The following is a 20,959-nucleotide window of genomic DNA, read 5'->3' as shown; positions in this document are numbered from 1 at the left end:
TGGAGCCTTCATGGACATCAAACCTTATGGTCAGCAACTCGCCCAGAGTGCGTCCCACAGCCGTGCCCTGGCCACCCTCAGTGGCGATGACAGCCAGCAAGGGAGCTGGGATCAGCAGGTCAGCCTCTCCAGCCAGGTGCTGACCGGCAAGGCGCAGCAGGTACTGACTTACGAGCATCTGGCCAGAAGCGGCAAGAGCGCCTCCCTGGCCGGGAGCGCCAACAATACGGTGGTACAGCAGCTGGTGGACAAGGCACTCGGCTTCGATCGCAAAAAATTTGACGATCTCGAGAGCCAGATCAAGGGGGTGGCCGACAACAAGACGCTCTCGGCCGAAGAGCGTGAGACCGAGACTCGGGCCCTGACCGAGCAGCGTGATGCCATGCTCAAGGCTGCCATGGACAGGCTCACCGGCAAGTCGTCGAGCGGGCAGAGCGCCCAGGCCTGACACCAACGACTCGAACGGCAATCTTTGGTGTCAACTGGGCAAGATTTTGCCCCGGATGCGGGAAGGATGAAGCAGGGAGCGCCAGCGCCCTCCCTGCCGCAGACGGCGTGCCTCAGGGCTGTTTGGGCACTATCCCTATGGCGATGGCCGTGGTCTGGACGGCCTTGATCTGATCCCCCTTGGCGATCAGGGCGAACTGGGCAGGATCCTTCACCTTGAGGGTGAGGGTATCGTCCACACCCTTGACCCTGATGGTCTGCTGCGCCTTGTCGACGTCGATGACGTCGGCATAGATGGTGACCTGCATGCCAGCCCCGGCGCCCGGCTGCTCGCCGGCGGCCGCCTTGCTCCCTTCTACTTCCACTACCCGCTTTCTCACGCCGGCTGTGCCCTTGAGCAGCTCGAGATCCAGCAGTTGCAGGTAGCGCAGCGCCACCACATCCCCCACCTTGAGGTTCTGGAGGTTGGTCACCTCTTCCCCGGCGACCAGATCGAAGGTCTTGCCTTCGGCATTCTTCAGGCTGATCTTGCGGGTCGCGAGATCGATGGCGGTGACGGTCGCCTCGGCCTTCACCTCTTCTGCCAGGCTGGCCTGGCCCGGGGTGACGGCCACATTGGCGGTCACTTCGGCGGCCTGTATCAGGGGATTGACACAGAGAGTGAGCACTCCTGCGATCCATGCGTGCTTCAGTTTCATGATTGAGACCCTATGACTGGAAAACAGAACCCCGTGAGAGGCGTCAGGATGACGACATGGCGCGGCGCCATGACGGAGCGGGGAGTGTTCCCCCGGCTCCAGTGACACCATAGCAAAGTCACACCTGAGTACCATCATGTCAAAGAGGGCGCATCACCATTTTGATGGCTCGCTCCCGTTTTTGACCCGATGGGATGACGGCATGGCGCGGCGCCATGGGGAGCAGGGGAGTGATCCCTCTGCCCCCGTTTTTTGACCTGATGGTATGGCTGGCGCACAATCCCCCTGCATGCATTCAACCGAGGGCTCTGCCGTGTACAACTTCCAATATGCCAATCCCACCCGCGTCTGTTTCGGGGAGGGCCAGATAGCCACGCTGCCGGAGCTGATACCTGCGGGCAGCCGCCTGCTGGTGCTCTACGGCGGCGGCAGCATCAAGCAAAACGGCGTCTATGAGCAGTTGATCCAGGCGCTGGCGGGCAGGGAGTGGCTGGAGTTTCCCGGCATAGGCGCCAACCCCCAGTACGATCAGCTGATGGAGGCGGTGGATCTGGTCAAACGCGAGCGCATCGACTTCCTGCTGGCGGTCGGTGGCGGATCCGTGGTGGATGGTACCAAGTTCGTGGCCGCCGCGGCCTGCTTCGAGGGGGAGGATCCCTGGGACATCTTGCTGGACAAGGCGCCGATCAAGGCTGCACTACCCCTCGGCTGTGTGCTGACCCTGCCTGCCACCGGCTCCGAGAGCAATCCCGCCGCCGTGGTGAGCCGGGGGGAGGCCAAGCTCTCCTTCTACAATCCGCTGGTGCTGCCCCGCTTTGCTGTGCTGGATCCCACCACCACCTACAGCCTGCCGGTGCGCCAGGTGGGCAACGGCGTGGTGGATGCCTTCGTCCATATCCTGGAGCAGTACCTCACCTTCCCGGTGGGAGGGGATGTGCAGGACCGGCTGGCGGAGGGCCTGCTGCAGGTGCTGGTGGACAACGGCCCGCGGGCGCTGACGGAGCCCACCAACTACCAGGTGCGGGCCAACCTGATGTGGGCCGCCAGCCTGGCGCTCAACGGCCTCATCGGGCGCGGCGTGCCCCAGGACTGGTCCACCCATGCCATAGGCCACCAGCTCACCGCCCTGCACGGGCTGGATCATGCCCAGAGCCTGGCGGTGGTGCTGCCCTCCCTGCTGCGGGAACAGGCGGCCCAGAAGCAGGAGAAACTGGCCCAGTTCGCCGAGCGGGTCTGGCACTCCCGCCGGGAGGACAAGGCGCTGCGCATCGAGGAGGCCATCATCCGCACCGAGCAGTTCTTCCAGCAGATGGGGGTGGGCACCCGCCTCGCCGACTACGGCCTGAACGAGAGCTGCATCCCCGCCATCTGCTCCAACCTCAAGCGTTTCGGCCTGACCGCGCTGGGGGAGCAGCAGGACATAGATCCGGACAAGGTGGCCAGGATCCTTTCACATGCTCTTTAAGTTTGGGGTTCCAGCTTCGGGCGAAGGAGAGATCCGGGCAATATAGTGGCGCGGATCCTTTCCCACGCCCTCTAAGCCTCGGCTCCCGAGCTGAAAAGAAAACGCCCCGCATTCGGGGCGTTTTGCATTCCAGGGCAGGGGCAGTCGATCAGGCGCTCTGATCCAGCTCGCGCTCCAGGGCTGCCGCCTTCTGGCGGGCCGGATGGGTATTGAGGCGTTCCCAGTAGCTCTTAAGGTGCGGGAACTGGGCCAGCTGGCCGCTTTGTGCCAGCAGATCCACCAGGAAGGAGTTCATGATGTCGGCGCCGGAGAGGCGATCCCCCACCAGATAGTGGCGGCTGGCCAGCACCTCGTTGAGATAGCCCAGCACCTTGGCGCACTCCGCCTGGGCGTAGCCCGGCAGGAAGCGCATCGGGCTGCCGTCCTTGCGCACGAACATGTCCAGCAGCAGCGGCAAGATGCCGGAGCTCTCGGCGAAGTGGAGCCACTGCAGGTACTCGGGGTAGTCGGGGCTGTCGGTGGCTGGCGCCAGCCGCTCCGGGGCGTGACGGGCAATCAGATATTCTGTGATGGCGCCCGATTCCGCCAATACGCGGCCGTCGAACTCGATGACGGGTGACTTGCCGAGGGGGTGGATGGCCTTGAGCTCTGGGGGCGCCAGGAAGCTGGTGGCATCGCGCTGGTAGGCCTTGATCTGGTAGGGCAGGCCCAGCTCTTCGAGCAGCCAGATGATGCGTTGGGAGCGGGACTTGTTCAGGTGGTGCAGGACTATCATGGGAACCTCGATGGGTGGCTGAAGCGGCTGATACGCGCTGGCGGGGTGACTGGTTCACCGGCAGACAAAAAAGAGCGGGCAGATGCCCGCTCTGTGCTGACTCAGGCCTCCAGCGCCTGATCCAGATCCGCCAATATGTCTTCGATCGCCTCGATCCCCACCGACAGCCGGATCATCTCCGGCTTGACCCCGGCCCTGGCCTGCTCGGCGTCGCTCAGCTGGCGGTGGGTGGTGGAGGCGGGGTGGCAGGCCAGGGACTTGGCATCCCCTATGTTGACCAGCCGCTTGAAGATCTTGAGCGCATCGTAGAAGCGCACACCCGCCTCATAACCCTCCTTCAGACCGAAGGAGAGGATGGCCGAGGGGCGGCCGCCCATGTACTTCTCCGCCAACGGATAGTGGGGGTGACCGGGCAGACCGGCGTAGCTGACCCAGGCCACCTTGGGGTGATGCTTGAGGTGGTGGGCGACCCGCAGGGCGTTGTCCACGTGGCGCTCCATGCGCAGGCTCAGGGTCTCCAGCCCCTGCAGCAGCAGGAAGGCGTTCATGGGGGCCAGGGCCGCGCCTGTGTTGCGCAGGGGCACTGTGCGTACCCGGCCTATGAAGGCTGCCGGCCCGAAGGCTTCCGTATAGACAACTCCGTGGTAGGAGGGCTCCGGCTGGGTGAGCTGGGGGAAGCGTTCGGTGTTATCCGCCCAGGGGAACTTGCCCGAGTCGACGATGACGCCGCCCAGCGAGTTGCCGTGGCCACCCACGTACTTGGTGAGGCTGTGCACCACTATGTCGGCGCCGTGTTCTATGGGTTTGCACAGCACGGGGGTGGCGACAGTGTTGTCGACGATGAGCGGCACGCCGCGGGCGTGGGCCACCCTGGCGAAGGCCGCCAGATCGACGATGTTGCCCGCCGGGTTGCCTATGCTCTCGCAGTAGACCGCCTTGGTCTTGTCGTCGATGAGGGCGGCGATGGCCTCGGCGCTGTCATCTTTGGCGAAGCGCACCTCGACCCCGAAACTCGGCAGCATGTGGGCGAACAGGGTGTAGGTGCCGCCGTAGAGCTGGGGGGTGGAGACAATGTTGTCGCCGGCGGCGGTCAGCGCCTGGATGGCGTAGGTGATGGCGGCGGAACCCGCCGAGACCACCAGACCGGCTATGCCCCCCTCGAGGGCAGCCATCCGCTGTTCCAGCACGTCGTTGGTGGGGTTCATGATGCGGGTGTAGATGTTGCCAGGCACCGCCAGGTTGAACAGATCCGCCCCGTGCTGGGCGCTGTCGAACTCGTAGGCCACCGTCTGGTAGATGGGCACGGCCACCGCCTTGGTAGCGGGATCGTGGGAAAAGCCGTGGTGCAGGGCCAGGGTCGCATCTTTCATCACACACTCCTTGTTGGACGTCGTCGCCATTATGGATGGATAGACGTCCAATCTAGCAGGCCCTGCGCCGATGTAAACCACCCAATCCGGCAAAGCAATTGCGCCCGCTGACGATATGCGTCTCCCTTGAGCGCTCCGTGCGAGGGATGGTACTCAGAGACGGCGACGATACTCCCTGTCGTCTATCTGGTGCATGTCCCACTGCATCAGGCGGTTGAGCTGATGCATGGGATCCTCGATCAGGGTCAGCGGACGGGGCAGGATCCGGCGGAAGTAGCGGCGCATTCCTTGCTGGATCCGGTTCGGTGCATGGGGGGTGGTCTGGCTCATGATGGTGCTCCTGTGCTGTGGTGCTCACGTTCGCCAACAGTATTGAGCTAAAATGAGGAAGTAAAAACTGACGAATTGACTGATAAGGATTTCCTCTTTTATGCCCAGCAGCCGCCTCTACCAGCAATTTCAACGGCTCGCCCAGCAGCTTGGCTGCGATGAGCGGGAGGCCAGCCTCGCCGAGGTGGCGGACTTGCTCTGCTGCACCCCGCGCAACGCCCGCCTGCTGCTGCGCCGCATGCAGGATCAGGGCTGGCTCAGCTGGTCGGCCGAGGCGGGACGGGGGCGGCGCTCCCGGCTCATACTGCTGGACAACCAGGAGAGCCTGACTCGCCGCCGTCTGCGGGATCTGCTGAGCCAGGGCCAGCTCGCCCAGGCGGTGCGGCTGGCGGAGGGGCGGCTGGACTTGCTCACCCCGCTGCTCATCGAGCAGCTTGGTCAGGCCACCCGGGAGGGGCGCCAGATCCTGCGGGTGCCCTACTACCGGCCGTTGCCCCGCCTGCTGCCCACGGATCCCCTGCGCCGCTCCGAAATTCACCTGAGCCGCCAGATCTTCAACGGCCTCACCCGGCGAAATGAGGAAAATGGGGAAATCGAGGGGGATCTAGCCCACCACTGGGAGTGTCTGGGCCCCTGCCACTGGCGCTTCTATCTAAGGCCTGCGGTGCGCTTTCACCACGGCCGCGAGCTGGCGGTTGAGGATGTGATGGAGAGCCTGCTGGCCTTGCGGGATCGCCCGCTGTTTGCCCACCTCGCCCGGCTGGAGAGCCGCTGGCCGCGGACCCTGGATCTGCACCTCGACAGCCCGGATCCCCTGCTGCTGCACCTGCTGGCGGAGCCGGTGGCGGCCATCTTGCCGCGTGAACTCAAGGGGGAGGCGGGCTTTGCCCTGCAACCCGTGGGCACAGGCCCCTACAGAGTCACCGCCAACGATCCCCTGCAGCTGTGCCTTGAGGCCTTCGACGACTACTTCGGCCTGCGAGCCCTGCTCGACGAGATCGACATCTGGATGCTGCCGGAGCTGGCGGAGCGGCTGGAGAGCCACCTGCAGCTGGGGCGCGACAGTCCCGAGCTCGGCACCATGCGCGGCGAGTCCGAGCTCGAATCCGGCTGCTACTTCCTGCTGCAAGACGACAGATCCCCCCTGCTGCAGGATCCCGCCTTGCGCCAGTGGCTGACCCGGCTGCTCAACCCCATAGCCCTGATGGGGCGGGTCGCCCCCGAGCTGCAGCGGGGCTGGACCAGCGCCCTCGGCCTGCTGCCCCACTGGCGCGAGGCCTTGCCGGCCGAGGAGCCTAAACCGGTGCTGCTGCCGACCCGGCTGGTGCTGGCCTGTTTCAACCAGCACCTGGAGTTCAACGAGTGCGCCAATGCCATGGCCAGCCTGCTGGCAGAGCAGGGGATCCTGCTCGAGGTGCGCACCCTGGATTACGGCCGCTGGGTGAGCGGCGCCGATGAAGATGTGGATCTCTGGCTCGGCACCTTGAACCTGGAGCATGAACACGCCTTCGCCCCCTACGCCTGGTTGCAGGGCACCCCCTTGCTGCGCCGGGTATGGGGGGGGCAGCAGGCCCTGTGGCAGGGATTGACGCAGTGGCGCGCCAGCGGCGCCGAGCCTGGCCCGCGCGCCTTGCTGGCCGAGGTGCAGCGCCAGGGCTGGTTCGTGCCCCTGTTTCACCACTGGCTGGAGCTGGAGAGCCGGGTCGGCGTGCATGGGGTGCGGATGACGGCCCTCGGCTGGTTCGATTTTCGCAGCGCCTGGCTCAAACCCGAACAGGGGATGGCGGCGCCGGAAAGCGGAGGCGGCTCCCACCCGGATGCCGGGACGCTTGAGTCATAAGGGTTGGCGCGCTAGCCTGTGCGCGGTCCCACGACAAGGAGTCTAAACCTATGCTGGAAATGCAGATCCAACCCCGTTTTCAAGAGACGGACGCCCTCGGCCACATCAACAATACGGTGCCGGCGGTCTGGTTTGAATCGGCCCGTGATCCCCTGTTCCGCCTCTTCTCTCCCGAGCTGGATGTGCACAACTGGCATCTGATCATCGCGGGCTATACGGTGCAGTTCAAACGGGAGCTGTTCTATGGCCAGCAGGTATTGATCAAGACGGGGGTGCGGCGCATCGGCACCAGCTCCTTCACCCTCTGGCAGGAGGCCTGGCAGGGGGGCGAGCTGGCGGTGACCGCCGAGACGACCCTGATCCATTTTGACTACCAGACCCGTCAGTCCATCCCCCTGAGTGACGCGCACCGGGAGGGGCTGAGGGCCTGGCTGGTAGAGAGTTAACCTGGCCTTTGGGCCATCACAGGACACTTATGCGCAAGACAGCGATCGCCCTGAGCCTCGGCTTGGGACTGGGACTCTGCTCCCTGCCTTCTCTGGCCACTACCCTGGCCGAGCAGTTCACCCTGATGGAGAAGGGGGCCGACTATGGCCTCGACACCCGGCTGTTCAGCCATGACGGTGTGGACATCAAGGCCTGGATCGACGGAGTTCCCGTCATCATAGCCGTGCCCATCCTGAACGAGCAGGGCAAGCAGGAGGGGGAGAGCCGATACTACTTCAAGGGGGGCAAGCTGTTCGGGGTGAAGGAGCCCGCCGCCCAGTTCGCCTTCGATGACGGCGGCAAGCTGACCCAGTGGCTGGACGAGAAGGGGCAGCCGGCGGAGTTCGTCAGCAAGATGAGCATGCAGCAGCGGGAGGCCTGGCTCACCCGGCGGGCAGCCGAGCTGAGCGCGCTGTTCGTGCCGAGCCAGGCGGAGCAGCAGGCCGGCGAAGGCGGCGTCAAGCTGAAGGGGGCCGAGCTGACCCGGTGGCTCTGCAACGGCAAGCTGATGGCGCTCGCCAAGGGCGACAAGGTGACCTTCGAGCAGGCGAAGCTCAAGACCAGCCCAGAGGGCATGAAGGGGGAGGTCTCCCTGCGCCAGGAGAAGGGGTGGCAGGATCTCTGCCTCACCTGCGAGGTACAGGGCACCCAGGTGACCCGCCTCACCTGGCAGCCATTGCCAGGAGCCAACAAGCCGCAATAACGGCATCGAGGATCGACGAGGGGGCCAGCAGGGCCCCCTCGCTATTTATGGTCGCTCCACGAGCCTCAGCCGGGTCAGCGCCTCCACCCGCCGCCACTGCCCGGGCTCGAACCAGCGCGCCAGGATCGCCTGCTGCTGCTCGGTCCGCTCCAGGGGGAGCAGGGGCTCGAGTTCCGCCAGATAGCCCGCCAGCTGCCGATCGAACCCTTGCTGGCTCTGCGCCAGCTGATGCAGCCGATCCACCGCCTCAGGTCCCAGATGCTCCAGCAGCACGGCGTCCCGCTCGGCGGGAGAGACCAGCTCCAGCCGCTGCAGATCGCCGAGCAGACGGCCGTTGGCCTCCGCCTCCCTGAACCACTGGGGTTGCTCCGCCAGCCAGAGCGCCAGCTCCTCCCCCAGCACCTCACTGTCGGCGGCGTCGGCCTCTGCCAGCGCCTTGCGCCTCAGGGTCCACTGCTCCATCAGCCTCTCTTCGGCAAAGAGCGACCCTGCTCGGCGGGGCTGAAGTGTTGCCGGCGCAGCCGCTCACGCTCGTCAAACAGCAGTTGCAGGCTGGCGAGGCCCGGATCCGTCGGCACCGTCAGGCTCCCTTCCGCCCGCAGAAATTGCCGGTAGCGGGCCAGCATGGCGTCCTCTTCGTCCGTCTCGCCCTGCTCCAGCCGCTGGGCCAACTGGTGGCGCAGGGCTCCCCGCTCGGGGGCCGCCGCCAGATCAGGGGCAGGCTCGGGCCAGAGCAGGAGTGCCCCCAGCAGGGCCGCGCCCAGGGAGAGGGCGACCAGCAGGATCCGTCTCATAGCCCCAGCCTCTGCAAGCGGTTGGCATGCTGACGATAGAGGGTGACGGGATCCGTGTCGAACAGGTGGTGGATGCCAAACGACTGGTTCACCTCGTCCAGGTGGTTCATCCGGTAAGCCGTGCCTATCACCTTGCCGAGGTGGCTGCTGCAGACCCCGACCAGGCCGTCATTGGGCTCATGAAAGAAGCTGCCGGTCAGGGCCAGCGCCGGATCCACGGGATCCAGTATGTTGGTCATGTTGCCGCGCCCGCTCCAGGAGAAGTAGTAGACGCCGTTGTCGGCCAGCAGCGGCCCCTCGCCGCAGTGCTGGCTGGGCAGCCCTTCTGGATAGCGCTGGTTGAAGCGCTGGGCACCGGCGCTGGTCAAGGCATCGAGGGAGGCGAGGGGATCCTGGGGCAGGTCACTGCCGCCGGAGAGCAGCGAGATGACCCCGGAGAGCGCCGAGGCGGCGGCCAGCGCCAACTGCTCGGCCACCGAGCCCGGCGCCACCCTGGTGCGCACCAGATCGGCGATCTCGGAGCCCTGGTTGACGCCCCCCACGCTGGTGGCGGAGGCGACCAGCTCGGGGGCGACCGAGGCCACATAGCGAATGGTGGGGCCGCCGTGGGAGTGGCCTATGAGGTTCACCTTGTCGGCCCCCGTGATGGCGAGTACCTGCTGTACCTGCCTGAGCAACTGCTCGCCGCGCAGCTCCGAACTCTGGGTGGCGGAGACCTGCGCCACATAGACGCGGGCGCCGTCCCGGGTCAGGGCCTGGGGAATGCCGTAGAAATAGTCGACCCCGAGCAGCTTGTCGAAGCCGAACAGTCCGTGCACCAGCACTATGGGGTAGCGGGTCTGGGTATAGCCGGCCCCCTGACCCAGCATGGGCAGGGCGCACAAGAGCACCAATAGCCATCTTTTCATCTTCACCATCCTTGTGAAAACCGGCTGCGCTCCGGCAGCCACCGGCCTCATGCCGGTAGCAGCAGCATGGTAGCTGAACTCAAATGTATCTGTGGATGGGATCACTAAACCGGGGATTGCAGAAAAACCCTACCCATATGGGCAAAAAGGGGCCGCGCCAACTATTCCTTGTGTCCGCCCATCAAATAAGTTAAATAATAATTATTATCATTTGGATGTCTGAGTCATGACGGTAAGCTGGGTGAAGGGATGGGTCGGTGCCACCGACGGGGACAGCAGCATGGCGCACTGGAAGGCGCAGACCCTGAGTGGCAATCGCCACTTCGACGCGGGTGAGCACGCCAGGGCGCTCGACTATTACCAGCAGGCCCTGTGGCTGGCCCGTCAGCAGTTCCCCTGCTGGCCGGATGCGGACGAAGCCGTGGCAGCCCTGGTGGTAGCCCACCACAACCTGGCGGATCTGCTGGTGGCCATGACGCTGCCGGACAGGGCCGCCGACATGTTGTGCCATGTCCACGACTGCCTGCTCGCCACCAGCCAGTCTCCCGCAAGCCCCGATCCCCTGCGGGCGGCGGCCCTGCGCCATAGCCGTGGCACCCGCACCGAGCTGCTCGCCTTCGTGCGCAAGCACGGTCATCACGACGGCATCTTGCGCTGCCTCGGTCAATGTCAGTGCCAGACCGAGCCCGCCCATCAATTGCATTGAGCCCAACAAGAGAGAGAACGAACATGAGCCATACCTTGCCTGCCCTCGCCTATGCCTATGACGCGCTGGAGCCCCACATAGATGCGCTGACCATGGAGATCCACCACAGCCGCCACCACCAGACCTACATCACCAACCTCAACGCCGCCCTGGCCGAGCTCCCCGAGTTGGCGGCCCTGCCGGTGGACGAGCTGCTGCTGAGCTTCGACAGCCTGCCGGCCAAGGTGCAGGGTGCAGTGCGCAATCATGGTGGCGGTCATGCCAACCACAGCCTGTTCTGGCAGGTGATGAGCCCGCAAGGGGGCGGTGAGCCGACCGGTGAGCTGGCCGAGGCGATCAATCGGGATCTGGGGGGGCTGGATGCCTTCAGGCAGGCCTTCACCCAGGCGGCCCTGAGCCGGTTTGGCAGCGGCTGGGCCTGGCTGGTGGTGGACAAGGCGGGCCATCTGCAGGTGGTGAGCAGTGCCAACCAGGACAGCCCCCTGATGGAGGGGCTGGTGCCTGTCCTGGGGCTGGACGTGTGGGAGCACGCCTACTACCTCAAGTACCAGAACAAGCGTCCCGACTACATAGCCGCGTTTTACCAGGTGATCGACTGGGACGAGGTGGCCCGCCGCTACCGGCAGGCGCTGGCCTGAGCCCTCTCCTTTTCTTCCTTCATAAAAAGAGACCCGCCATCAGGCGGGTCTCTTTTTATGCTCTGCTCAGGGCGTGGCCGCGCTAGTCGATGCCGGTGTACTGGCGGCACCACTCGGTGCCTGTGCTGGCGTGGTCGAGACGGCGGCACTGGTCGATGGCGATGTGCTGGCGGCACCACTCGGTGCCTGTGCTGGCGTGGTCGAGACGGCCGCGCTGGTCGATGGCGATGTACTGGCGGCATCACTCGGTGCCTGTGCTGGGGCGGTCGAGACGGCGGCACTGGTCGCCTTGGCCGCACTGACGGCAGGGGCAGGTGTTGGCTTGGTGGCTGGTGCCATGGGCAGGCAGGGCTGGCTGGCCCCTATGGTGCTCAGGGCCTGGCAGGGGATGGGGCCGCCGATGACGATGGGCTCGCCTAGGAACTTGGGCCCCTTGTCCAGCACGTAGAGATCGAGCAGCCCCATCAGGCGGGCGAACACCTCGCGTACCCGGGTCTTGATGCCCTGATAGGCGCTGGGATCCAGGGCGTTGAAGCCGACGGCCTCGATGCCGAAGTGGCGGGCGATGAAGATGGCGCGCTCGTTGTGGAAGGCCTGGGAGACCACGGTGAAGCGGGCCTGCCCGAACACCTCCTTGGCGCGCACTATGGAGTCCAGGGTGCGAAAGCCCGCGTAGTCGCTGTAGATGGCCTTGGCCGGGATGCCCGCCTGGATCAGGGCCCGCCGCATCTGGCGCGGCTCGTTGTACTGGACGGTGGCGTTGTCGCCGGAGACCAGGATGTAGTCCACCTTGCCGTTGTTGTAGAGCTCGGCGGCGGCCTTGATCCTGTACTTGAAGTAGTGGTTCGGGCTGCCCCCGATCAGATACTTGGAGGTGCCGAGCACCAGGGCGACCCTGTTGTAGGGCACCGCATCGACGTCGTCGTAGGTGTAGTGACGGGCGTCGGAGACGGTCCACTCGCTGTAGCCCAGCAGCGCGGCGACTGAGGCCAGCAACAGGCAGAGGCAGGCGAGCAGGATCTTGGCAAACTTCTTCATGCGCGGTGCGGTTCGGGTCTGAAGTAAGAGATGACAGGGGGCCATTCTATTACAACTTGCCCTGGCGCGTCAGGTTTGATGCTCCGGCATGGCGTCACTCGGGCACAGGCTGTCGCAGAGCGCGGCGCGATCTTGAGTCCATCAAAGGGCGCCATAAACAAGGGCGGCCATGGCCGCCCCGTCTCATTCACGCCTCACCCTCAGTGGGCTGAGTCGTTCGCCTTGCACTCGTCAGACTCCTTGTTGGCCTCCCACCAGGGCAGCAGATCCCGGCCAAGCCATGCCTGGTAGGCCTCGCTGTCGCTAGACACTCTGTTGCAGGCTGGCGGCCAGCTTGCTGCGGGAGGGTTTCAGGCTGCCGCCGAGATCCGGCCAAGGATGCCACTGATCCGGCACCATAAAGCCAGGCAACGCCTGCCTGATCCAGGCGGCCAGCTCGGCGTAGGGCACGGGCTCTGCCAGCCAGTCGATGAAGGCGGCGGGGCGCTGACCCCACTGCGCGCTGGGGATGGGCACCACCAGGGCCTGGGCCACGGCGGGGTGATCCACCAGCCGCTGCTCTATGGTCTCGGGCTGGATGTTCTCCCCTCCCGAGATGAAGAGGTTGTCGAGCCGCCCCTCCACCACCAGCTCGCCGTCCGGGGTGAAATGGCCCTTGTCCCGGGTGTGGAACCAGCCCTCCTCATCCAGCGGCAGCACCAGCTCCCCGGCCTGGAAATAGCCGGCAAAGAGGGTGTCGCCGCGCACGCAGATCTCCCCCTGGCGGATGCAGACCTCCCGCCCGGGCAGAGGCCTGCCCACCACCCCGGCACCGGCAGGCAGGCCGGTGCAGACCTGGCTGCCCATCTCGGAGAGGCCATAGCTCGACTTGGGGGTGAACCCCAGGGCCTTGAGGCGATTGACTAGGGGCTCAGGGATGGCGGCCCCCCCGAGCAGCAGCTCGCGCAAGCGGGTGCGGGCGGGGTCGAAGCCTTGCGCCAGCAGGCGCCAGAGCTGGGTCGGTACCAGCGAGAGGTGGGTGATGGGCTGATCCTCCAGCCGCCCCTTGAGGGGCTGGGTGCGATCGTCCAGCACCAGGCTGGCCCCCGCCAGGAAGACCCGGAACAGGATGGCGTAGCCGCCGACGTGAAACAGCGGCAGGGAGAGCAGCCAGCCGCAGTCTGCATCGAGCGGGATCAGGCTGGCCGAGCCCCGGGCCGAAGCGAGGTGGTTGGCGAGGCGGTGCACCACCGCCTTGGGTGTGCCGCTGGATCCCGAGGTGAGGATCATGTTGTTGAGCTGGGCCGGTTCAAGCTGCCAGGCTTCCTCGCTTGCCGGCAGTTCGCCCCTGAAGTCGAGCCGCAATGGCAACCCGCTCCCCACCGGAATCTCCCCCGCTGACCAGAAGGCGCAGGCATCCAGCTGTGCGGCCAGCTCGGCCTGCCTGGGGAGGGGGAAGGCGGGATTGAGCGGGCAGAAGACGAGGCCGCTGCGCACGCAGGCCCAGGCCAGCAGCACGTCCTCCAGGGCGCCGCGCACCACGGCGGCCAGCCGGTCGCCGGCCTTTAAACCCGCCTGCTCGAGCTGCTTGCACAGGCCGTTGAGCCGGGCATCCAGCTGTCGGTAGCTGAGGGAGCCGTTGCCGTGGATGGCGATGCGTTCGGGTGCCGCCTGTGCCCAGTGGCGCACCGGGCAGGCCTCCAGTGAGGCGTCAGCTGCACGGATGGGCGGCATGGGAGCCCCTTCAGTCACGGTGAAACAGGGGAGTCATCAGGCTTGGGTCGGGTTGACCCTGCTTGTCCAGCAGATCCCTGGCCAGCCAGCGCCTGGTGTCGAGGCCAGGGGCCTGATCCGGTGCCCACTCTCCCGCGAGGCGGGCGAGCTGACCGAGACCGACGCCTGACTCGAAACAGGAGGAGACGATGACCTTCAGCTTAAGCTCGCGGGCGCGGGCCACCAGGGCCTCGCTGTTTGCCAGGGAACCGAGCAGGGTTGGCTTTAGCACCAGGGCCTTCAACTGGGGTATGGGTTCCCATGGCTTGCCCTGGGCCAGCAACTCGTCGAGGGCCACCGGCATGCCGGTACGGTTGGCGACGAAGGCGATGTCGGCAAAGTCGGCACAGAGATCTTCCAGGTATTCGATCCGGTTCGGATCCAGGTGACCGCAGAAGGCCCAGGCCTCCTCGCGGGTCCAGCCCTGGTTGGCGTCCAGCACCAGCTTGAGATTGGGGCGCCGATCGAGCAACAGGCGGATCAGCGCCAGCTCGTCCCGCATGGGATAGCGGGCTACCTTCAGCTTGGCCTTGAGGGGGGTCTCGTGCAGCCACTGCTTCCAGTTCTTGAGCAGCTCCTGAGGGGAGCCCTGAATGAGGGGATAGGGTTCGGGCAGGCTGGTGCTCTGCTGTGGCCAGTGACGGCGGGCACAGTCGAGCCCGAACTGCACCGAGGGTAGCCGGGGGGCTATGGTCTGCCCCCGGGCCAGCTGCGCCAGGCAGGCCAGGCTCTCGGCTTGCGCCTCGGCCAGGCTCTCCCTGGAGAAACCGGGCAGGGGGGCTATCTCCCCCCAGCCGTCGTTGATGCGCACCAAGAGGCCCTCTCGCGCCACCTCCACCTTGCCGTGAAAGGTCAGGGGTTGGGTAAAGGGCAGTTGGTAGCGATAGAGGGCGAGTGTCATCAGGGGTTCCGCTTGTATTTGGAGAAGTCGGGGCGGCGCTTCTCGTTGAAGGCGTTGCGCCCTTCCTGACCCTCTTCGGTCATGTAGAAGAGCATGGTGGCATTGCCCGCCAGCTCCTGCAAACCGGCCTGGCCGTCGCAGTCGGCGTTCAGAGCGGCCTTCAGGCAGCGCAGCGCCATGGGGCTGTTTTGCAGCATCTCCCGGCACCAGCGCACGGTTTCCCGCTCCAGCTCGGCCAGGGGCACCACAGTGTTGACCAGCCCCATGTCGAGGGCTTGGCTCGCATCGTACATGCGGCAGAGGAACCAGATCTCGCGGGCCTTCTTCTGGCCGACGATGCGGGCCATGTAGGAGGCGCCCCAGCCGCCGTCGAAGGAGCCGACTTTCGGGCCTGTCTGGCCGAACTGGGCGTTGTCGGCGGCTATGGTCAGGTCGCACATCATGTGCAGCACATGGCCGCCACCGACCGCATAACCGGCCACCATGGCGACCACGGGTTTGGGGCAGGTGCGGATGTCGCGCTGGAAGTCGAGCACGTTGAGGTGATGGGTCCCCTCGTCGTCGCGGTATCCACCGTAGTCGCCACGGATCTTCTGGTCACCGCCGGCGCAGAAGGCCTTCTCGCCAAAGCCGGTCAGTATGATGGTGCCCACCTTGTCGTCGTAGCGGGCATCGGCCAGGGCCTGCAGCATCTCTTTGACGGTGCGGGGGCGGAAGGCGTTGCGCACCTGGGGGCGGTTGATGGTGATCTTGGCAATGCCATCCTGGGACTTGTGATAGAGGATGTCCTCGTAACCGGCGGAGCAATCCTGCCACTCAATGGGAGCGTACAGTTCCGCTTCCGTCATTGCCTCAATCATGGTGTTTTCCTTCTGGTGTGGTAGAGGTCAGCCGGGCAACCCTGTCAGGGGCGACGGGGGCATAGGGTTGCGCTTCCGTCATTGCGTCAGTCATGACTCTTCTCTTCTGGTTGCTTGACCCAGTCCCGCAGGAGCCGGGCAAAGGTGTCGGGCTGGCTGGCGTGCAAGTTGTGCCCGCCATCCAGAGCCAAGTGATTGATATTGCAGCCTTGCTTGACCAGCTGGCAAGCCAGGCGATGGAATTTGTGATCCCGGCTGCCGGAGATCCAGCGCACCGGCAACCGGGTTTTACCCAGCCAGGGGGCGAGATCCGGCTGCTTGCCGAGGGAGGTGGCGCGCAGCATGGTCGCCACGGCTCTGCCCTCGTTGCCAAGGCGTTTCGCCATTTGGCGGGCACGGGCCTCCTCGTCCAGATCGGCGAACACCCCCTGCCGGTACCAGTCTGCCAAGACCTGGGCCAGGGGTTCGCGCTCGAAGCGCCGGGCCCAGCCCTCGTCGTGTTCGAGGCGGGCGGCGCGCTCGGCCGCAGGCAGGCCGGGGTGGCAGTTCTCCAGCAAGAGCGCCTGCAAGCCGGCGGGGGACTGGCTGGCGTGATAGAGGGCGAGCCGCCCCCCCAGGGAGTAGCCCGCCAGCCGGTAGCGCGTTATACCCCGCGCGGCCAGCTCGCCGCAGAGCCACTCGTGGGCCTCGTCAAAGCCGCTCACCCTCAGCCCCTTGTTGCTGCCGTGGCCCGGCAAGTCCAGCGCGTGGCAATCTATTCCAGGCATTGCCTCGATCACTGGCTGCCAGTCGCGGCCATCACCCAGCAGGCCGTGCAACAGAACCAGCCTTGGCTGGTCTGCGTTAGTGGCCACGGATAAGGGACCCCAGTGCTTTAAGATCCTCGGCCACCTCGTTGCTCGGCACCTTGATTTCAATCAGGGTTACCCCTTTTTCCAGGGCGGTTGCGTAATCTTGCTCGAACTCGGCCAGGGTGGTCGGCGCTCTGTAGTGCAGGCCGAACATGGCGGCGGCGTGCTCGAAGTGCAGGCCGTGGGGCAGGCAGTAGTAGGTCTCCAGCAACGCATCTTTAGTCGGTACCGGCAGCATGCGGAAGATGCTGCCACCGTCGTTGTTGAGCAGGATCACCACCAAAGGGCGGCTCCCCTTGCCGAGCAGGGCCAGGCTGTTGAGATCGTGCAGGGCGCTGAGATCGCCGAGCAGTAGTGTGGTCGGCTCGTCGCTGGACAGGGAGAAACCGAAGGCAGTGGCGATCAGGCCGTCGATGCCGGAGGCGCCGCGGTTGGTCATCAGCCGGCTGGGGCCCTTGCCGGTTTCGCCGAGCATGTCCATCAACCGGGCCGGCATGCTGTTGCCGACGAACAGCTGGCCCTGGATGAGCTGGGTCAGACGGTGGCAGACCCCGAGTTCTGAGAAGCGATCGCAGGCACGGCGGATCTGGCCGCTGATGCCCTGCTGGCGCTCCGCCAGCCGGTGCCAGGGCAGATGGCGATGGTCCACCGGATGGGCCGCGGCGAAGGCGCCGGGCGTACACACCAGGCGGCGACGCAGCCGGTAGTCCGGATCCAGCCTGGCCGGTTGCGGGTCCACCAGCCAGTAATCCTGCCAGGGGTGCTGCTTGATGAACTGGCCGAGCCGCTTGGAGATGAGGCGAGCACCGAATTGCAGCAGCACCTCGGCCCGGGCCAGCTCGGTCACGAAGCAGCTGTTTTGCAGGGCGAGATCCATGTGGATGAGATTGCGACTGTCGAAGCGGATCTGGCTCTGCAAGTCCGCCAGCAGCGGCCAGCCGAGGCGCTCGGCCAGCTGGGCGACCCTCTGCGCTTCGGCAGGATCCTGCATGCGGCCCGCGACTATGACGCCGCGTTTGCCCTGCAAGGCGGCCCAGTCTGGCTGGCGGGGGCAGTGCTGCTCGCCCTGCTGCCAGGGGCTCCAGGGCTCGTTTGAATGGAGCCAGTCACCGAGGGGGGCCAGGTAGTCGGAAAAATCCAGGTACGCCTCGCCGGGATAGAGGGGCTCGGGATACATGCAGTTGAAGTGGACAGGCCCCGGGGTCAGTGCCTGTCTGGCCAGGGCCTGATCCACCGAGCTCAGTACGAAGGCGGCTGGTATGGTCGGGGTGGGGCTCGGCAGGTTCTGCTGATGGACGGGGTAGCGACCGAAGATCCCCTGCTGGTCGATGGCCTGGTTGGCGCCGTTGTCGATAAGCTCAGGCGGTCGATCGGCCGAGAGAATAATCAGCGGCACGCCTGTGAGTTGTGCCTCGGCCACCGCGGGCCAGAGGTTGGCCACCGCAGTGCCCGAGGTCATGATCACCGCGACCGGTCGGCCGCTCCCCTTGGCCAGCCCCAACGCCATGAAGCCCAGACCCCGCTCGTCGAAGTGGAGGTGACGGCGAAAACCGGCATGGGCGGCGGCGGCCATGGTGAGCGGCGCCGAGCGGGAGCCCGAGGCCAGCGCTATGTCCCGCACCCCGAGGCGATAGAGCTCTTCCAGCAGGAGGGAAGACCAGACGTGGTTGAAGGTGGCATGCTGGCTGGCAAACGCTCGGTGCTCAGGCAATTGGCTGGCGGGCATAAGGCTCTCGCAGTGGGTCGATGAAAAACGCTATCCCAGCAGGGAGAGCACGTTGGCGATCTTGTTGTCGAGCTCGGCCCACTCGGCGGCGGGCTCTGACCCGGCCACTATGCCGGCGCCGGCAAACAGGCTGATGCCCCGGGCCGTTATGCGGGCGCTGCGGATGGCGACCGAGAACTCCGAGGTCTCCCGGCTCAGCATGCCGCAGGCACCGGCGTACCAGCCGCGCTGGTAGGGTTCACATTCGCGGATAAAGGCCAGCGCCGCCTCGCGGGGGGCACCGCCCACCGCCGGCGTCGGGTGCAGGGCAGCCAGCAGTTGCCAGTCGCACACACCGGGTTTGAGCTCGGCCTCTATGTCGCACTTGAGGTGTTGCAGCAGCCGCAGTTTCAGGATGCGCGGCTCGGTCAGGGTGGCGTCCGTGGTGAGGGGGGCCAGGCGGCTCAGGATGTCTGCGTGTACCAGCCGGTTCTCCAGCCGGTTCTTGCTGTCGGCCAGCAGCTCGGCGGCCAGGGCCGCGTCGGCCGCCTCGTCACCGGAGCGGCGTATGGTGCCCGCCAGCGCCTCGGTGAAGAGGTGGCCGCGTTCCCGGCGATAGAGGCGCTCGGGGGAGCAGGAGATGAAGCTCTGCTCGGGGGAGAACTGGAAGCCGAAGTGGAAGCACTCCTGGGCGTGACTTGCCCACTGGGTGAGCAGGGACCAGGGGCAGAGGGGAGCATCCCCATGCTGGCCGGTCAGCACGCTTTCCCGTGACAGCACCACCTTGGGGGTGTGGGCCTGAAAGGCGGGCGCCGTCACCCGCTCTACCAGGGTTTGCCACTGGGCCTGGCCCGGGACATCCCGGCGCTGCCAAGGGCGTTTTTGCAGTGGGGGCAGGGGGGCTTCCGGTTTCAGGGCGTCAAGGGCGGCCTCGGCCGTCTGCAGTTCGGCATCCAGATTGCCGTCGGTCAGCCAGAGGTTGAGGCAGAGGCTGACACACTCTCCCCGGCGCACCAGCTCGATGCGCGGCAGCACGAAGCGGCAGGGGCCGAACCCCTGCCAGCCGGGCTGGGCGGGATCGAACGCCAGGCCGCCGTAGTAACGGGGGCTGTCTTCACTGTTTGAGTTGGCGAGATCGCAGACCCGCTGGATATCCGCTGGCCGGGTCAGCTCGTGGATGGCGCCGAGGGCCACATACTCGGGGCTCCTGGGACCACGGGCCTGCCAATAGATGCGGGGATACAGGGTCTGCGCCGCCAGCCATCCCGGGAAGAGGTCGACGTTGGCCGCCACGCGCAACCGCACGAAGCCGCTGACATTGCTGTGACGCAGGGCGTCCAGTTGTTGCTTGAGATGGGTCTGAGCCAACATGGATGTCTTGTCTGAGCCGGATAGTCGCAATCGCTCTGGGGGAGGATGGCGCAGGTTGATGCCAAAGGGCGATGATTTCCTATATATTATCTGCCCATTCTTCCATGTAAATTGCCCGAGGGAGCCCAGCCCCCACGGAGCCAAGTATACCTAAATCCGGTTCGATAACCCTTAACACGATCAATATCTGATTGTTTGGCCATCACAATATGACAAATACCTTCTCTGTTTGGTTGCTGGCGGCGCGTTTGCGAACACTGCCCCTGGCGTGCTCCTCCATTTTGCTGGGCTCGGGGCTCGCAGCCAGTCGGGGGGCCTTCGACGGCGCCATCATGGGCCTCTCCCTGCTGACAGCCATACTGCTGCAGATCCTCTCCAACCTGGCCAACGACTATGGTGATGCGGTCTCCGGTGCCGACAACTGCGAGCGGATCGGGCCCCAGCGTGCCGTGGTATCCGGCCTCATCACCCGCCACCAGATGTGCATTGCCATGGGGTTGACCGCGCTGGCGGCCGTGGTGAGCGGCCTCTCCCTGCTGGTCTGCGCCTTCGGGGAGCAGTGGCAGCAGATCCTGACTTTCATCCTGCTGGGGGGCGCCGCCATAGTCGCGGCCATCACCTACACGGTGGGCAAGACCCCTTACGGCTATCGCGGTTTCGGGGACATCTCGGTATTCCTGTTCTTCGGCCTGCTGGGGGTGCTCGGCTCCTACTACCTGTTCACCCATACCCTGCAATGGGATCTGCTGCTGCCCGCCACCGCCTGCGGCCTGTTGGCCACCGCCGTGCTCAACATCAACAATGTGCGGGACATAGAGAGCGATGCCGCCAGCGGCAAGATCACCCTGGCGGTGCGGCTCGGCCGCAACCGCGCCATCGCCTATCACTGGGGGCTGCTGGGGGGGGCGCTGCTGGCCACCATCGCCTTCCTGCTGACCCAGCCCGCAAGTGTCTGGCCCTGGATCTTCCTGCCCGCCATCAAGCCCCTCACCGATGCCGCCCGCACCCTGCGCGAGAGCTTCGATGGGGAGGTGTTGACCGGCGCCCTCAAGAAGACCGCCATCAGCGCCTTCCTGTTCAGCCTGCTGCTCTCGGTCGGGCTGGCGCTCTCCTGAGCGCTGTGCCGCCATGAACTGGCGCTGTTTGTCGTGCGCCAGACCAGGAAGGGCCCCGTTGAAGGGGCCCTTCTTGTTGGTGTGCCTTGTCGTTTTCTTCAAGCATTTCAGCGCTTTTCCCTCCTGCTCCAGGCCTGATGGCCGTGATCCGGCTGGCAATATTGAGAAATTCTCGGAACGGGTCGCCGACTTGTGACGGGCCTCGA

The 20,959-nt window shown here is 65.6% G+C and carries 20 protein-coding genes and 1 pseudogene; 8 read left to right on the top strand and 13 right to left on the bottom strand.

Annotation, left to right across the window (positions count from 1 at the left end; genetic code table 11):
* Window positions 1-10: 10 nt before the first annotated feature.
* Window positions 11-448 (top strand): hypothetical protein, encoded by a 438-nt coding sequence (locus tag OC537_RS16470; RefSeq protein WP_262112864.1) that lies wholly within the window; start codon window positions 11-13, stop codon window positions 446-448.
* Between the two features lie 112 nt (window positions 449-560).
* Here the strand turns inward: OC537_RS16470 and OC537_RS16465 are convergent, their stop codons facing one another.
* Entirely contained in the window at window positions 561-1,115 is a 555-nt protein-coding gene (locus tag OC537_RS16465) for a hypothetical protein (RefSeq protein WP_234568490.1), read from the bottom strand.
* 319 nt (window positions 1,116-1,434) lie between these two features.
* Between OC537_RS16465 and OC537_RS16460 the strand changes: the two genes are divergently transcribed.
* Entirely contained in the window at window positions 1,435-2,610 is a 1,176-nt protein-coding gene (locus tag OC537_RS16460; RefSeq protein ID WP_262112863.1) for an iron-containing alcohol dehydrogenase, read from the top strand.
* Window positions 2,611-2,758: 148 nt separating this feature from the next.
* On the opposite strand, the gene OC537_RS16455 is transcribed toward OC537_RS16460, so the two are convergent.
* From OC537_RS16455 to OC537_RS16445, 3 genes are all read right to left on the bottom strand, one after another.
* Window positions 2,759-3,385 carry a glutathione S-transferase family protein gene (locus OC537_RS16455; RefSeq protein ID WP_139744124.1) on the bottom strand — a complete coding sequence of 209 codons (627 nt, stop codon included), beginning with the start codon at window positions 3,383-3,385 and terminating at the stop codon, window positions 2,759-2,761.
* Between the two features lie 101 nt (window positions 3,386-3,486).
* The gene (locus OC537_RS16450; RefSeq protein WP_262112860.1) at window positions 3,487-4,755 is read right to left on the bottom strand and encodes an O-acetylhomoserine aminocarboxypropyltransferase/cysteine synthase family protein; all 1,269 of its coding nucleotides are present in this window, start codon (window positions 4,753-4,755) and stop codon (window positions 3,487-3,489) included.
* 153 nt (window positions 4,756-4,908) lie between these two features.
* Window positions 4,909-5,085, bottom strand: coding sequence for a hypothetical protein (locus OC537_RS16445; protein WP_163135785.1), 177 nt, complete (start codon window positions 5,083-5,085; stop codon window positions 4,909-4,911).
* Between the two features lie 100 nt (window positions 5,086-5,185).
* On the opposite strand from OC537_RS16445, the gene sgrR reads away from it, so the two are divergent.
* Genes sgrR through OC537_RS16430 form a run of 3 tightly spaced genes read left to right on the top strand, consistent with a single transcriptional unit; the run spans window position 5,186 to window position 8,114 of the window.
* The gene (gene sgrR / locus OC537_RS16440; protein WP_262112856.1) at window positions 5,186-6,925 is read left to right on the top strand and encodes an HTH-type transcriptional regulator SgrR; all 1,740 of its coding nucleotides are present in this window, start codon (window positions 5,186-5,188) and stop codon (window positions 6,923-6,925) included.
* 50 nt (window positions 6,926-6,975) lie between these two features.
* On the top strand, window positions 6,976-7,371 hold the full coding sequence (locus tag OC537_RS16435; protein ID WP_234678240.1) for an acyl-CoA thioesterase: 396 nt from the start codon (window positions 6,976-6,978) through the stop codon (window positions 7,369-7,371).
* Window positions 7,372-7,400: 29 nt separating this feature from the next.
* Window positions 7,401-8,114, top strand: coding sequence for a hypothetical protein (locus OC537_RS16430; protein ID WP_262112853.1), 714 nt, complete (start codon window positions 7,401-7,403; stop codon window positions 8,112-8,114).
* 45 nt (window positions 8,115-8,159) lie between these two features.
* Here OC537_RS16430 and OC537_RS16425 read toward each other — a convergent pair.
* Together OC537_RS16425 and OC537_RS16420 are read right to left on the bottom strand one after the other, a co-directional pair.
* Window positions 8,160-8,908: pseudogene (locus OC537_RS16425) on the bottom strand (lipase secretion chaperone).
* On the bottom strand, window positions 8,905-9,816 hold the full coding sequence (locus OC537_RS16420) for a lipase family alpha/beta hydrolase (protein WP_262112851.1): 912 nt from the start codon (window positions 9,814-9,816) through the stop codon (window positions 8,905-8,907). The pseudogene OC537_RS16425 and the gene OC537_RS16420 overlap by 4 nt, the downstream one beginning before the upstream one ends.
* Before the next feature lie 280 nt (window positions 9,817-10,096).
* Between OC537_RS16420 and OC537_RS16415 the strand changes: the two genes are divergently transcribed.
* Together OC537_RS16415 and OC537_RS16410 are read left to right on the top strand one after the other, a co-directional pair.
* Window positions 10,097-10,522: a hypothetical protein gene (locus OC537_RS16415; protein ID WP_163135894.1), complete on the top strand. Its 426-nt coding sequence runs from the start codon at window positions 10,097-10,099 to the stop codon at window positions 10,520-10,522.
* A 23-nt stretch (window positions 10,523-10,545) separates the two neighbouring features.
* Window positions 10,546-11,160, top strand: a complete 615-nt coding sequence (locus OC537_RS16410) for a superoxide dismutase (RefSeq protein WP_262112849.1) — start codon at window positions 10,546-10,548, stop codon at window positions 11,158-11,160.
* Window positions 11,161-11,226: 66 nt separating this feature from the next.
* On the opposite strand, the gene OC537_RS16405 is transcribed toward OC537_RS16410, so the two are convergent.
* The 7 genes from OC537_RS16405 to OC537_RS16375 all read right to left on the bottom strand — a co-directional run bounded on the left by OC537_RS16405 (window position 11,227) and on the right by OC537_RS16375 (window position 19,638).
* Window positions 11,227-12,198 (bottom strand): ElyC/SanA/YdcF family protein, encoded by a 972-nt coding sequence (locus OC537_RS16405; RefSeq protein WP_262112845.1) that lies wholly within the window; start codon window positions 12,196-12,198, stop codon window positions 11,227-11,229.
* A gap of 303 nt (window positions 12,199-12,501) precedes the next feature.
* The gene (locus tag OC537_RS16400) at window positions 12,502-13,911 is read right to left on the bottom strand and encodes an AMP-binding protein (protein WP_262112840.1); all 1,410 of its coding nucleotides are present in this window, start codon (window positions 13,909-13,911) and stop codon (window positions 12,502-12,504) included.
* A 10-nt stretch (window positions 13,912-13,921) separates the two neighbouring features.
* Window positions 13,922-14,851 carry an o-succinylbenzoate synthase gene (gene menC / locus OC537_RS16395; RefSeq protein WP_106885114.1) on the bottom strand — a complete coding sequence of 310 codons (930 nt, stop codon included), beginning with the start codon at window positions 14,849-14,851 and terminating at the stop codon, window positions 13,922-13,924.
* Window positions 14,851-15,711 carry a 1,4-dihydroxy-2-naphthoyl-CoA synthase gene (gene menB / locus OC537_RS16390; protein WP_106885113.1) on the bottom strand — a complete coding sequence of 287 codons (861 nt, stop codon included), beginning with the start codon at window positions 15,709-15,711 and terminating at the stop codon, window positions 14,851-14,853. Before menB ends, menC begins: the two co-directional genes overlap by 1 nt.
* A gap of 86 nt (window positions 15,712-15,797) precedes the next feature.
* Window positions 15,798-16,565 carry a 2-succinyl-6-hydroxy-2,4-cyclohexadiene-1-carboxylate synthase gene (menH, locus tag OC537_RS16385; protein ID WP_262112837.1) on the bottom strand — a complete coding sequence of 256 codons (768 nt, stop codon included), beginning with the start codon at window positions 16,563-16,565 and terminating at the stop codon, window positions 15,798-15,800.
* Window positions 16,555-18,288 (bottom strand): 2-succinyl-5-enolpyruvyl-6-hydroxy-3-cyclohexene-1-carboxylic-acid synthase, encoded by a 1,734-nt coding sequence (menD, locus tag OC537_RS16380; protein WP_262112835.1) that lies wholly within the window; start codon window positions 18,286-18,288, stop codon window positions 16,555-16,557. Before menD ends, menH begins: the two co-directional genes overlap by 11 nt.
* 30 nt (window positions 18,289-18,318) lie before the next feature.
* The gene (locus OC537_RS16375; RefSeq protein WP_262112834.1) at window positions 18,319-19,638 is read right to left on the bottom strand and encodes an isochorismate synthase MenF; all 1,320 of its coding nucleotides are present in this window, start codon (window positions 19,636-19,638) and stop codon (window positions 18,319-18,321) included.
* 209 nt (window positions 19,639-19,847) lie between these two features.
* Here OC537_RS16375 and OC537_RS16370 point away from each other — a divergent pair, with 209 nt between their 5' ends.
* Window positions 19,848-20,753, top strand: a complete 906-nt coding sequence (locus tag OC537_RS16370; RefSeq protein ID WP_262112832.1) for a 1,4-dihydroxy-2-naphthoate polyprenyltransferase — start codon at window positions 19,848-19,850, stop codon at window positions 20,751-20,753.
* The last annotated feature ends 206 nt before the right edge of the window (window positions 20,754-20,959 follow it).

The organism is Aeromonas sp. Marseille-Q5825, assembly GCF_946892685.1.
Classification (GTDB): domain Bacteria; phylum Pseudomonadota; class Gammaproteobacteria; order Enterobacterales; family Aeromonadaceae; genus Aeromonas; species Aeromonas rivipollensis.
Note: the sequence above shows the minus strand (reverse complement) of the source record. Positions and strands in the feature narration are given on the sequence as shown.

Coding starts and splice junctions, on each gene's coding strand:
- OC537_RS16455 (WP_139744124.1), bottom strand. CDS start 3,385: ATGATAGTCCTGCACCACCTGAACAAGTCCCGCTCCCAACGCATCATC.
- OC537_RS16375 (WP_262112834.1), bottom strand. CDS start 19,638: ATGTTGGCTCAGACCCATCTCAAGCAACAACTGGACGCCCTGCGTCAC.
- menB (WP_106885113.1), bottom strand. CDS start 15,711: ATGATTGAGGCAATGACGGAAGCGGAACTGTACGCTCCCATTGAGTGG.
- OC537_RS16415 (WP_163135894.1), top strand. CDS start 10,097: ATGGCGCACTGGAAGGCGCAGACCCTGAGTGGCAATCGCCACTTCGAC.
- OC537_RS16410 (WP_262112849.1), top strand. CDS start 10,546: ATGAGCCATACCTTGCCTGCCCTCGCCTATGCCTATGACGCGCTGGAG.
- OC537_RS16370 (WP_262112832.1), top strand. CDS start 19,848: ATGACAAATACCTTCTCTGTTTGGTTGCTGGCGGCGCGTTTGCGAACA.
- OC537_RS16445 (WP_163135785.1), bottom strand. CDS start 5,085: ATGAGCCAGACCACCCCCCATGCACCGAACCGGATCCAGCAAGGAATG.
- OC537_RS16420 (WP_262112851.1), bottom strand. CDS start 9,816: ATGAAAAGATGGCTATTGGTGCTCTTGTGCGCCCTGCCCATGCTGGGT.
- OC537_RS16435 (WP_234678240.1), top strand. CDS start 6,976: ATGCTGGAAATGCAGATCCAACCCCGTTTTCAAGAGACGGACGCCCTC.
- OC537_RS16470 (WP_262112864.1), top strand. CDS start 11: ATGGACATCAAACCTTATGGTCAGCAACTCGCCCAGAGTGCGTCCCAC.
- menD (WP_262112835.1), bottom strand. CDS start 18,288: ATGCCCGCCAGCCAATTGCCTGAGCACCGAGCGTTTGCCAGCCAGCAT.
- OC537_RS16460 (WP_262112863.1), top strand. CDS start 1,435: ATGCATTCAACCGAGGGCTCTGCCGTGTACAACTTCCAATATGCCAAT.
- OC537_RS16450 (WP_262112860.1), bottom strand. CDS start 4,755: ATGAAAGATGCGACCCTGGCCCTGCACCACGGCTTTTCCCACGATCCC.
- menC (WP_106885114.1), bottom strand. CDS start 14,851: ATGACACTCGCCCTCTATCGCTACCAACTGCCCTTTACCCAACCCCTG.
- OC537_RS16430 (WP_262112853.1), top strand. CDS start 7,401: ATGCGCAAGACAGCGATCGCCCTGAGCCTCGGCTTGGGACTGGGACTC.
- OC537_RS16400 (WP_262112840.1), bottom strand. CDS start 13,911: ATGCCGCCCATCCGTGCAGCTGACGCCTCACTGGAGGCCTGCCCGGTG.
- OC537_RS16405 (WP_262112845.1), bottom strand. CDS start 12,198: ATGAAGAAGTTTGCCAAGATCCTGCTCGCCTGCCTCTGCCTGTTGCTG.
- sgrR (WP_262112856.1), top strand. CDS start 5,186: ATGCCCAGCAGCCGCCTCTACCAGCAATTTCAACGGCTCGCCCAGCAG.